We start from the raw sequence: 10,920 nt of genomic DNA on the forward strand, positions 1-10,920 counted from the left end.
ACGCGCTTCCTGCCGGCGTGGTCGAACTCGATGGTGAGCTTGTTGCCATCGACCTCGGTCACGGTTCCGGGGCCGAACTTCTGATGGCGCACCCGGGCGCCGACGCTGTAGCCCGCGCCCTTCGCCGATGACGAGGCGATCAGCTCGCCCTCGATGGTGAGCGGCGGCTTCATGGGCCTCAAGCCCGACTGGCGCTTGCGCTCGGCGTCGCGCGACCACTCTTTTTCGTGCGACTTTGTCTTCTCGTAAGTCTGGGCCCGCTGCCAGCCCGGCGTGTCGTAGCTCGATGCGAAGCGGGGCTCGGCGGCGTCGAAGCGGCTCTTGCCGTAGGGGTTGCGGCCGAAGCCTCCGGTGTCGAACGGATTGCCGAAGCTCTGATAGGCGCCGCCGAACGGGCTCCGCGTCTCCACCACCTCGACGTCGCCTTCGGGCAGGTCGTCGACGAAGCGCGAGGGGATCGCCGACTGGTAGAGCCCGCGCGTGCGCCGGTTCTGCGCGAACGAAACCTTGGCACGGCGACGGGCACGCGTCAGGCCGACGTAGGCGAGGCGCCGCTCCTCCTCGAGGCCGGCTTCCCCGCTCTCGTCGAGCGCACGCTGATGCGGAAACAGCCCCTCCTCCCAGCCGGGCAGAAAGACCGTATCGAATTCGAGCCCCTTGGCGGCGTGCAGCGTCATCAGGCTCACGCGGTCGCCGTCGTCGCCCTGCTCGGCGTCCATGACGAGGGAGACGTGCTCGAGGAAGCTCTCAAGGGTCTCGAACTCGTGCATGAAGCGCACGAGCTCCTTCAGGTTCTCGAGGCGGGACTGGGCCTGCGGACTCTTGTCGGCCTGCCAGTGGGCCGTGTAGCCGCTCTCGTCGAGGATCAGCTCGGCGAGCTCGGTGTGCTTCATGGCGCCGATCAGGCTCTGCCAGCGCGCGAAGGCGTTGACCAGATCGGTGAGCGACTTCCTCGCCTTGCCGCCAAGTTCCTCGGTCTCGACGATCTCGCGGGCGGCGCGGAACAAAGGCACGCCGCGGGCGCGCGCGAGCGCGTGGATGCGCTCGACGCTGGTATCGCCCAAGCCGCGCTTCGGCACGTTGACGATACGCTCGAACTTGAGGTCGTTCGCCGGGTTGTGTGTCACCTCAAGGTAGGCGAGCGCGTCCTTCACCTCGGCGCGCTCGTAGAAGCGCGGGCCGCCGATGACGCGGTAGGGGATGCCCGTCGTGACGAAGCGGTCCTCGAAGGCGCGCATCTGGAAGGAGGCGCGGACAAGGATGGCGATGCCGTTCAGGCGATGGCCGCCCAATCGAAGCTCCTCGATGTCGCGGGTGATGGCGCGGGCTTCCTCCTCATCGTCCCAGACGCCCATCACCGTGACCTTCTCGCCCTTCTCGCCGTCGGTGAAGAGCGTCTTGCCGAGGCGGCCTTTGTTGCGGGCGATGAGGCCGGAGGCCGCCGAGAGGATGTGGCCCGTCGAACGGTAGTTGCGCTCCAAACGGATGATGCTGGCACCGGGGAAGTCGATCTCGAAGCGCAGGATGTTGTCCACCTCGGCGCCGCGCCAGCCGTAGATCGACTGGTCGTCATCGCCGACGCAGCAGACATTGGGCGAGCCCTGGGCCAGAAGGCGCAGCCAGAGATACTGGGCGACGTTGGTGTCCTGGTACTCGTCGACCAGGATGTAGCGGAAGCGGCGGTGGTAGTCGGCGAGCACGTCCGGGTGCTCCATGAAGAGGCGCAGCGTCTCGAGCAGGAGATCGCCGAAGTCGGCCGCGTTCAGCTCCTTCAGGCGCTTCTGATAGGCCGCATAGAGCGTCGCGCCCTTGCCGCCGGCGAAGGCGAAGCTCTCGTTGGCCGGCACCTTGGCGGGCGTCAGGCCGCGGTTCTTCCAGCCGTCGATGAGGCCGGCGAGCTGGCGGGCGGGCCAGCGGTCCTTGTCGAGCCCTTCGGCCTCGATGACCTGCTTCATGAGGCGGAGCTGGTCGTCGGTGTCGAGAATCGTGAAGCCGGACTTGAGGCCGACCAGCTCCGCGTGGCGGCGCAGGATCTTGACGCCGATGGAATGAAACGTGCCGAGCCACGGCATGGCTTCCACGGCGCCGCCGACGAGCACGCCGATGCGCTCCTTCATCTCGCGCGCCGCCTTGTTGGTGAAGGTCACCGCGAGGATCTGGCTGCCCCAGGCGCGGCCCGTCGCCAGGATGTGGGCAATGCGCGTGGTGAGCACGCGCGTCTTGCCGGTGCCGGCGCCGGCGAGGACCAGCACCGGGCCGTCGAGCGCCTCGACGGCCTTGCGCTGCTCGGGATTGAGGCCGGAGAGATAGGGCGGGGCGGCCGCGGCGCGCGCGCGCTCGGAGATGGAGCGGGTCTGCTCGGGGACGGCCGCCGCCGTCTCCCTCGCCGCGCCGGTCTCCGGTGCCTGCGGAAGGTCGAACGGCGGAAGGTCATCCTCCCCGTTTGCAGGCGGAAGGCCGCGCGCGCCAGCGTGCACGGCACGCCGGGCGGCGGCGTCTTTGTCATCGTGCGGCATTCACTCGGCTCTATAGCACGCGCAAGGCGACGGCAATCGGGCGCGCAAATCATCCCGCGTGATGAAAATATAGGTCGCGCCTGACGTTCCGGGAGCAGGACAGATCATCCTCCCCAGGAAAATGCCCCAATTGGGGGTCACACTTCGCTGGCGTGTTGGGCTATTGTGGCGCCGCGCCGGCCGTCGCATCTCGCGATGGCCCCCGTGTCTCCGACCGGCCTCCCCGGCCCGTCCGGCGGCGCTTTCGGCTCGGGGTGGCCAACCGACGCCCTCGCGGGCCGCACGACGCCTCCGGATTCGGGGGAAGCCCAAGGGCAGGAATTTTGAGCAGACCAGGACGCGGATGAACAACGCCCTTCTCTACCTCGGCGGCATTCTGATCACGGCCCTGGCGGTTCTTTTCGCGGTTCCCCGCTTCGTCGATTGGAACAGCTACCGCGGCATCTTCGAAGAGGAAGCCACCCGCATCCTGGGGCGCGAGGTGCGCGTCGGCGGCGACGTCAACCTGCGCCTGCTGCCGGCGCCGTTCGTCTCGTTCGAGAAGATCCGAATTGCCGATGTCGGCGACGACGGCGGCAATTCGATCATCCGCGCCGAAAGCTTCACGATGTGGCTTTCGGTGCCTCCCCTGCTGAGGGGCATGCTCGAAGCCCACAAGGTCGAGCTGCGCCGCCCGGTCATCAACCTCGCGATCAACGCCGAGGGCAGCGGAAACTGGCGGACGCTCGCGGTCACGCCCGGCACCCTTCCGTTCGCGCCCAAGGACGTGGCGCTGCAGTCGGTGGCCATCCAGGACGGGGCGGTGATCGTTACCGGGCCGTCGCACGACGAGCTGGCCCGCTTCGACGACATCAACGGCGAGCTCAACGCGGACGCCCTGGAAGGGCCTTACAAGTTCAAGGGCACCGTGAGCTGGGACGGCGCGCTCCGCCACCTGAAGGTCGCCACCGCCAAGCGCGACGCGAACGGAGACCTCAGGTTCAAGGCCGCCGTCGACGTCGCCGACAGCGCCAACGCCTATGTGCTCGACGCCAGGCTCTCCGACCTCAAGGGCGCACCGACACTCGAGGGCGATCTCACGGCCAAGCTCAACCTCGCGGCCGGGGCGAAGCCCGCGTCCTTGGAGCCGGCGGTCGCGCCCGCGCCGCCGCCCGAGCCCAACGCGCCGCCGGAGGACATGGCCCCTGCCGCGCCGGGCAGCGCGCCGCAGCCTTCCCCAGCCGCGCCTCAGGCAACGACGACGGAGACGGCGGTACCGGCGACGGCAGGCGGCGCGACGGGCTTCGAGCTCAAATCCAAGGTCAAGGGAACCGCGCTCGGCGTGGCGCTCGAAGACCTCAGCGTCTCGCTCGAGGCCGGCACGACGCCGCAGCTCATCACGGGGCGGGCGCAGTTCGGCTGGGCGGGCAAGACCGAGCTCGACGTGAGCCTCGCCTCGCGCTGGCTCGATCTCGACCGGCTGGCGCGCACGAGCGAGGCGCGCATGCCGCTCGACGCGGCGCGCAGCTATTTCGAGGCGCTCGCGGCCGCTCTCCCGGCCGCAGCCGATACCAATGCGTTGCTCGAGTTCGACCAGCTCACGCTCGGTGGAGAGCCGGTCAGCAACGTGCGCCTTGCCGCCGCCCGGTCCGGAGGTCCGCTCGAGCTCAAAGGCGTGCGCGCCGACCTGCCGGGCGGCGTGCGGCTCGACCTCGACGGCGTGCTGACGCCCGGCGCCAAGGTGCCGAACCTCGACGGCACCCTCTTCGTGTCCGGCAAAAGCCTGATGCGCTTCCTGGCCTGGGGGCTCGGCAAACCGCAGGTGGAACGCGAGCGCGCCGACGGCCCCTTCTCCCTCGACGGACGCTTCGCGCTCGGCAACGGCACGCTGGCGCTCACGGATGCGACCGTCGATTTCTCGGGAACGCCGGTCGAGGGCAGCCTCACGCTCGATCTCGGCGAGCGCCGGAGGATCGCGATCGCCGTCGAAGGGCCGCGCATCGACGTGGCGCAGTTCGGCGCGGGCGTCATGGACCTCGCCCGCCTGCGGCGGATCCTCTTCGGCACGGACGCAGCGGGTGGCGACCCGGCTGAGGCGCCGCCGTCGGCCGAAAGCGCCGCGTTCGATCCCGCGGGAAGCGATCTCGCGCTCGTCCTCAAGGTCGCCGAGCTCGTCGACGGAGCCCGCACGCTCAAGGATGTCGATCTCGACATCCGGCTCGAGCGCGGCACGCTCTCGATCCCGCGCCTCAGATTCGCGACGCCCGAAGGGCTCTCCATCGACGCGGAAGGCGAAGCGACGGAGGTGCCGGCCAATCCCAAAGGCGCGGTCCGCGGCCTGGTCTCGGCTCCGAACGCCGAGGCGGCGCGCGCGTTTGCGGCGCTGCTCGGCGCCGGTGACGGCGCCGACGATCTCCTGGGCCGGATCGCCGGCCTCGCGCCGCTGCGCCTCGCCGGCACGCTCGAGCTTGCCGGCGGACCGACCAACGCAAATGCGCTCCGCGTCGACGGAACGCTCGGCGGCGGCCGCTTTGCCGCGTCGCTCCGACTCGACGGCGGGCGGGCGCAGTGGCGCACCACGCCGCTCGACCTCAAGGTGACCGCCGACAGCCCGGACGTGGCGAAACTGATCACGGCGCTCTCCGGCGTCGCCATCGGCGGCAGCGGAGCCCCCCTGCCAAGCAGAGACGGGCGCGTGCTGATCAAGGCGGCGGGCGTGCCCTCCGAGGGGCTTCTCGCCTTCGCCGACGTCAAGGCCGACGGGCTCTCCATCGGCTACCGCGGACAGGTGCGCCTCGCCAAGCCCGGGGAGACCGGCCTCGACGGCGCGCTCGAGATCGCGGTGCCCGACGCCCGTATCGCGTTGGCGCTGGCGGGGCTTCGCGTTGCGGAGGGCGCCGCGGGCGTTCCGCTCAACGGATCGATCGGCGTCCGCCGCACGGGGTCGGTGCTGCGGCTCGAGAGCGAAGCGGTCAGGCTCGGCGAGAGCGCCGTCTCCGGACATACGACGCTCGCTGCCGGCGACAGCGGACGCACGACGATCGACGCGTCGCTCGCGGCGGACAAGGCCTCCTTCGCCCAGCTGCTCGCGCCTCTGCTCGGCGCATCGGAAGCCTCCGATGTGCTTGCCGCGCTCACGCCTCCTCCCCCCCGACTCGCGCCCCGCTCAGCCGCCGAAGCCCCCGCCGCGGCCGTCATCTGGCCCGAGCGCGCGTTCGACCTCGGCCTCCTCGACCATGTCGACGGAAAGATCGTGCTCGCCATCGGCGCACTCGCCCTCGAGCCGGGGCTGACGCTCGGCAACGCCCGGCTAGCGGCGGAGCTTTCTCCTCAGGGCATCAAAGTGACACGGCTCGACGGTGATGCGGTCGGCGGGCGCCTCAAGGCCGCGCTCGACATGACGCGGGCGCCGGCGGGGATCGGTCTTTCGGGAAAACTGCGGATCGACGTGTCGAGCAAGCCCGCAGCGGAGGATGACGCCCAGCCCGGCGATACGGCCGCCTTCGCCGTGACGTTTTCGAGCCGCGCGTTGAGCCCAGCCGCGCTGATGGCCGCCATGTCGGGATCGGGCGAGCTCTCGGTCGGCGATGCGACCCTCAACGGCAATTCCCCGGCGGCCGTGTCCCAGGTGGCGCGCGCCGCCCTCACCGGCCAGGGCCCGAGCGGGGGTGCCGCCCTCGCCGAGGCGATCGGCGCGGCGCTCAAGCAGGGCGAGGTCAACCTCGGCAAGCTCACGATTCCGGTGGAGATCAGCGACGGCGCGCTGAAGCTCAAGAAGGTCCAGATCGAGATGGCGGACGGACGCTCAAGCTTCGTCACCGCGGTCGAGCTCGCCACGATGCGGCTCGACAGCGAGTGGCAGATCGCGCCGAAGCTCGACAAAGGGCTTGCGGCCGATCCCACCCGCGCGCTGCTGCCGCCTGTGACGGTGGTCTACACCGGCAAGCTCAGCGAGCTCGCCTCTCTCGCGCCCCAGGTCTCGGCCGGCGCCCTCGAGCGCGAGGTCGTCGTGCGCAAGATGGAAATCGACGTGGGCGAGCTCGAGCGCCTGCGCAAGCTCGACGAAGCCCGGGCCCGGAAGGATGCCGAGCGGCGCAAGGCGGACGAAGCACGCGCGCGCCTCGAAGAGGAACGGCGCAGGGCGGCCGAGGAGGACCAGGCCCAGCCCCAGACGACGGCGCCCCGGCCGGGAGCGGATGCGGTCGAGCGCGAGACCCTGACCGCACCGCCCAGCGCCAGCCCATCCGACCTCTACGACGACAGCGTGGCCGACCCTCGACAGGGCGTTCCGATCGAAGAGGACATCGAGGCTGCAGCACCGCCGGCACCTGCGATCACGCCCTCGCCGACATCGCAGCGTCCGCGCCGCAAGCCGCTGCCGAAGGACAACTGGAAGCCGTTCCAGATCTCGCCCTACTGACCGGCCTCGCCTCTCCCCTCAATCGCGGTTGCCGCCGTCATAGCGGACGACCGCTCCGGCGGCGCGAACGTCGTCCAGGATCCATACGCGCACGGCGCTCGAGAGGCCGGCTGAGCCGCGGCTTTCATCGATGCGGGCGATCAGGCCCGCAAGCGAGACCCGCTCGCGGGCGGCCGCCTCCTTCAGCGCCTCCCAGAACGGCTCTTCGAGCGAGATCGACGTGCGATGGCCACGTATGGAGAACGAGCGCTTCACGGGCCTCGCGGCTGGGCCGGTCATGATTGCGGCGTGCCGTCGTCGTCGCTGCCGTCCGCCGCATCCCGCCGGTGCGCGTCGAGACGGCGGGCGGCGATCGCCTCGTCCGCGGTCTGGCGCTCGCGCTCGGCCCGAGTGCGGCCGAACTTCGCGCGGTTCTCCTCGGCGCGCTTCTCCTTGGCCAAGCGGTCGCGCGCCTTGCGGGCCTTGCGGAGGTTGACGATCTCTGCGGACATGCGCACCTCTCTGCCGGCCGTCGGAGCCCGCTATTCGGGGCCGATCATTCTTTCCGGGCGCACGATGGCGTCGAAATCCTCCGCGGGGATGCCGTCCTTGATGGCTTCCTCGCGGAGCGTGGTGCCGTTCTTGTGCGCCGTCTTGGCGATCTTGGCGGCGCGGTCGTAGCCGTATTTCTCCTTGAGCGGCGTCACCAGCATCAGCGAGTTCTGAAGACCGCTCGCGATATTGTCGAGGCGCGGCGCGATGCCGACCACGCAGTTGTCGGTGAAGGAGACCGCGGCGTCGGCCAGGAGCCGCACGGACTGCAGGAAGTTGTAGGCCATCATCGGGTTGAACACATTGAGCTCGAAGTGGCCCTGGCTGCCCGCGAAGCCGATGGCGGCGTTGTTGCCGTGGATGTGAGCGGCGACCTGCGTCAGCGCCTCGCACTGGGTGGGGTTCACTTTGCCCGGCATGATCGACGAGCCCGGCTCGTTCTCGGGAAGGGCGAGCTCGCCGAGACCGGAGCGGGGGCCCGAGCCGAGGAAGCGGATGTCGTTGGCGATCTTGAAGCAGCTCATGGCGACGGTGGCGATGGCCCCATGCGTCATGACCATCGCGTCATGGGCGGCGAGTGCCTCGAACTTGTTCGGCGCCGACGTGAAGGGCAGCTTCGTGATGGCGGCGATGCGCTCGGCCACCTTTTCGGCGAACCCCTTCGGCGAGGCGAGACCGGTGCCGACCGCCGTTCCGCCCTGGGCCAGCTCCATGAGGGCGGGGAGCGTCATCTCGATGCGTTTGATGCCGTTCTCGATCTGCTGGGCATAGCCCGAGAACTCCTGGCCGAGCGTTAGCGGCGTGGCATCCTGCGTGTGCGTGCGCCCGATCTTGATGATGTCCTGCCAGGCCTTGGCCTTCTCGGCCAGCGCGCCGTGAAGCTTCTTCAGCGCCGGGATCAGCCGGTGAGCAACCTCCTCGGCGCACGCGATATGCATGGCGGTGGGGAAGGTGTCGTTCGACGACTGGCTCATGTTGACGTGGTCATTCGGGTGCACGGGCTTCTTCGAGCCCATGACGCCGCCCAGCATCTCGATGGCGCGGTTCGAGATCACCTCGTTGGCGTTCATGTTGGACTGGGTACCGGAGCCGGTCTGCCAGACAACGAGCGGGAAGTGGGCGTCGAGCTTGCCGTCGATCACCTCTTGGGCCGCCTTGACGATGACCTCGCCGAGCTTCGGATCGAGCTTGCCGAGCGCCATGTTGGTTTCGGCCGCGGCGCGCTTCACGATGCCGAGCGCGCGGACGACCGGCGCAGGCTGCTTCTCCCAGCCGATCTTGAAGTTGCCGAGGCTCCGCTGGGCCTGCGCACCCCAGTAGCGGTCGGACGGCACCTCGATCTCGCCGAAGGTGTCGGTCTCGATGCGAACGGCCGGTCTGGCGGGGGCTTTGTTCTCGGTCATGGCGTAGTCCGTGCTGGCGTTCCGACGATTGGCGGTGGCCATAGCACGGCGTGCGCCGCAACGGAAACGGTCAAGGGCCGCGCGGGCGCGGCCCTCTTCCTATGTTGCCCGCACTCCTTTGCCGGCGGGCCACCCGCTACGTGCGGTAGGCGCGGGCGACGAGCGCGTTGTGGCGGCGCTCGGCGTTGCTCAGCATGATCCGCTCGGCGAACGTCACCTTGCCGTCGCGCCAGACGCGCTTCTTCAGAGACGCGAGGTTGGCAGCGCTCTTGGCGATCTGCGCGCGCTCGTAGGGGCTGATGGCGTGCTTCTTCACGACCTTGCCGTAGCTGGGTTTGCCGTAGCCGTGCTTGCCGTAGTCGTTGTGATACTTCGCAGGGGCCGCAACGGACACGCCGGCAGTCATGACGAGAGCGGCAGCCGTCAGAAGCGCAGTCTTGATCTTGGTGTTCATGGTCGTCTCCAGTCCGTTTCGGGCCCGGCGCTGCGGGGGCAGCGTCTTCTCTCGGGCTTACATGAGGGAGAACGTCACGACGCGATCGCTTCCGTTGCTAAAAACGTAAAATATTTCAGTTAGTTACGGTTCATCTACCTGAACGGGCGTTCATCCGCTCGATGGACGGAACGCCGCCCGGCCGGAACCCTTTGCGCGCTCTGATGCTTCCTTCCTCAGACGTGACGCCACACTCCGGCGTCCACACAGGAGACCCATCATGAGCATCTCAAAAACGCTTGGCCCGGCCTTCGCGGGAGCTGCGATGCTGGTCGGCCTCACCGCACTCGGCGGCGTCGCGCAAGCCGCACCGCTGTCGCCGGCCGTAACGGCGACCGATCCCGCGCCCGTCGGCGTGCAGCCTGTCAGGCACGGCCGCTGGGGCGGCGTCGGCATCTACATCGGACCCGGCTACGGTTTCTATCCGGACTACGGATATTACGACGGGTACTATGGTGATGATTATTACTACCCGCGGCGCAGCTACTATTATTACGACCGATACGACCGGCCCTCTCACAGGCACAGCCGCCGTTGGGTCAAGGAGCGCTTCGAGCATCCCCTCGGCCGGCGCTAGATTCGGAAGACCAGCTCAAGATCGCAGAAAAAACGCGTGCGGCGTCGCTTGGCGCCGCACATTTTATGTCGCCATCGCGGGCAATGATGACTGAGCGTTCGCGACTATTTCTTGCGGAACTTGTCGAGGCTGACGATCTCGGCGCCGCCGGACTTGGCAGGCGCCTCATCGGCTCCCTCAGCCCCCTCCGGCTCGTCATCGGCGGCCTGAGCGCGCCTCGCGGCGGAATTGGCGGCGAGCGGCGTGACGGGAGACGGGGCCTTGCCGGGCTCGGCGCCTTCGGCTGCCCCCTGGTCCGGCGACGCGTCGCCGTTCGGGGCGTCGGCTTTCGCCGCATCGGCCCCCGGCGGCGCCTTGCGGGTGCGGGAGGGCTTGCGCGTCGCGGCCGCACGTCCTCCGCCGCGCGGGGACAAGCCCTCGAAGGCGCCTCCGGCCGCTTGCGTGCGCGTCTCGGGTCCTGCGTTTGGATCCTCGAATTGAAGTCCGAAACGGACCGACGGATCGAAGAAAACCTTGATGGCCTCGAAGGGCACCACCAGACGCTCGGGGATGCCGTCGAACGTCAGCTTGACCTCGAAGCGCTCCTCGGTGACCGCCAGGTCCCAGAAGCGGTGCTGAAGCACGATGGTCATTTCCTGCGGATACTTCTCCTTCAGGCGCCGCGACAGCGACACCCCCGGAGCCTCGGTATCGAAGGAAATGTAAAAATGATGATTGCCCGCCAGGCCGGTCTTGGCCGTGCTGGCGAGAACCTTGCGCACGACTCCGCGCATCGCTTCCTGCGCGAGTCCCTCGTAGTCGATCGTCGACTCAACCGTCATGCCGTGCCGCTTCGCCCCGATCGCCACTCCCCCCAGCGACGCAAATGCAAATTGAGTGGGAGGCTTCTGTTGCCCGGTGCCTCCCAGACCGCGCCTTGCTCGGCTAGGAGCGAGGACTTTAGTAGTTAGGCATTTCGCGCCGCATTACGCAGCGAGAGCAGCCTCAGCATAGTTGTCATT

Annotated in this window: 8 protein-coding genes and 1 other RNA gene; 2 read left to right on the top strand and 7 right to left on the bottom strand. The window is 68.8% G+C overall.

Annotated features, from left to right (window positions below; translation table 11 throughout):
* Positions 1 to 2,516 (bottom strand): UvrD-helicase domain-containing protein (locus V7082_RS19920; RefSeq protein WP_334151290.1); only part of this gene is annotated, 2,516 nt, incomplete at its 3' end.
* 343 nt (positions 2,517 to 2,859) lie between these two features.
* Here V7082_RS19920 and V7082_RS19925 point away from each other — a divergent pair.
* Positions 2,860 to 6,915, top strand: a complete 4,056-nt coding sequence (locus tag V7082_RS19925) for an AsmA family protein (protein WP_334151291.1) — start codon at positions 2,860 to 2,862, stop codon at positions 6,913 to 6,915.
* 18 nt (positions 6,916 to 6,933) lie between these two features.
* Here V7082_RS19925 and V7082_RS19930 read toward each other — a convergent pair whose 3' ends face one another.
* The 4 genes from V7082_RS19930 to V7082_RS19945 form a co-directional block, all read right to left on the bottom strand.
* Positions 6,934 to 7,194 (bottom strand): ribbon-helix-helix domain-containing protein, encoded by a 261-nt coding sequence (locus V7082_RS19930; RefSeq protein WP_334151293.1) that lies wholly within the window; start codon positions 7,192 to 7,194, stop codon positions 6,934 to 6,936.
* Positions 7,191 to 7,406, bottom strand: coding sequence for a DUF4169 family protein (locus V7082_RS19935; RefSeq protein WP_334151295.1), 216 nt, complete (start codon positions 7,404 to 7,406; stop codon positions 7,191 to 7,193). The genes V7082_RS19930 and V7082_RS19935 overlap by 4 nt, the downstream gene beginning before the upstream one ends.
* 30 nt (positions 7,407 to 7,436) lie before the next feature.
* Positions 7,437 to 8,849 carry a class II fumarate hydratase gene (gene fumC / locus V7082_RS19940; RefSeq protein WP_334151296.1) on the bottom strand — a complete coding sequence of 471 codons (1,413 nt, stop codon included), beginning with the start codon at positions 8,847 to 8,849 and terminating at the stop codon, positions 7,437 to 7,439.
* Positions 8,850 to 8,985: 136 nt separating this feature from the next.
* A complete protein-coding gene (locus V7082_RS19945) occupies positions 8,986 to 9,303 on the bottom strand; it encodes a hypothetical protein (RefSeq protein ID WP_334151297.1) in 318 nt (105 codons plus the stop codon).
* Positions 9,304 to 9,562: 259 nt separating this feature from the next.
* Here V7082_RS19945 and V7082_RS19950 point away from each other — a divergent pair, with 259 nt between their 5' ends.
* Positions 9,563 to 9,919 carry a hypothetical protein gene (locus tag V7082_RS19950; protein WP_334151299.1) on the top strand — a complete coding sequence of 119 codons (357 nt, stop codon included), beginning with the start codon at positions 9,563 to 9,565 and terminating at the stop codon, positions 9,917 to 9,919.
* A gap of 104 nt (positions 9,920 to 10,023) precedes the next feature.
* Here the strand turns inward: V7082_RS19950 and V7082_RS19955 are convergent, their stop codons facing one another.
* Both V7082_RS19955 and ssrA read right to left on the bottom strand, forming a co-directional pair.
* Positions 10,024 to 10,740 carry an SspB family protein gene (locus V7082_RS19955; RefSeq protein WP_334151300.1) on the bottom strand — a complete coding sequence of 239 codons (717 nt, stop codon included), beginning with the start codon at positions 10,738 to 10,740 and terminating at the stop codon, positions 10,024 to 10,026.
* Between the two features lie 54 nt (positions 10,741 to 10,794).
* Positions 10,795 to 10,920, bottom strand: a transfer-messenger RNA (tmRNA) gene (gene ssrA, locus V7082_RS19960); the annotation flags it as partial.

Origin of the sequence: Hyphomicrobium sp. (assembly GCF_036833075.1) — a bacterium.
In the GTDB taxonomy this organism is placed as follows: Bacteria; Pseudomonadota; Alphaproteobacteria; order Rhizobiales; family Hyphomicrobiaceae; genus Hyphomicrobium_C.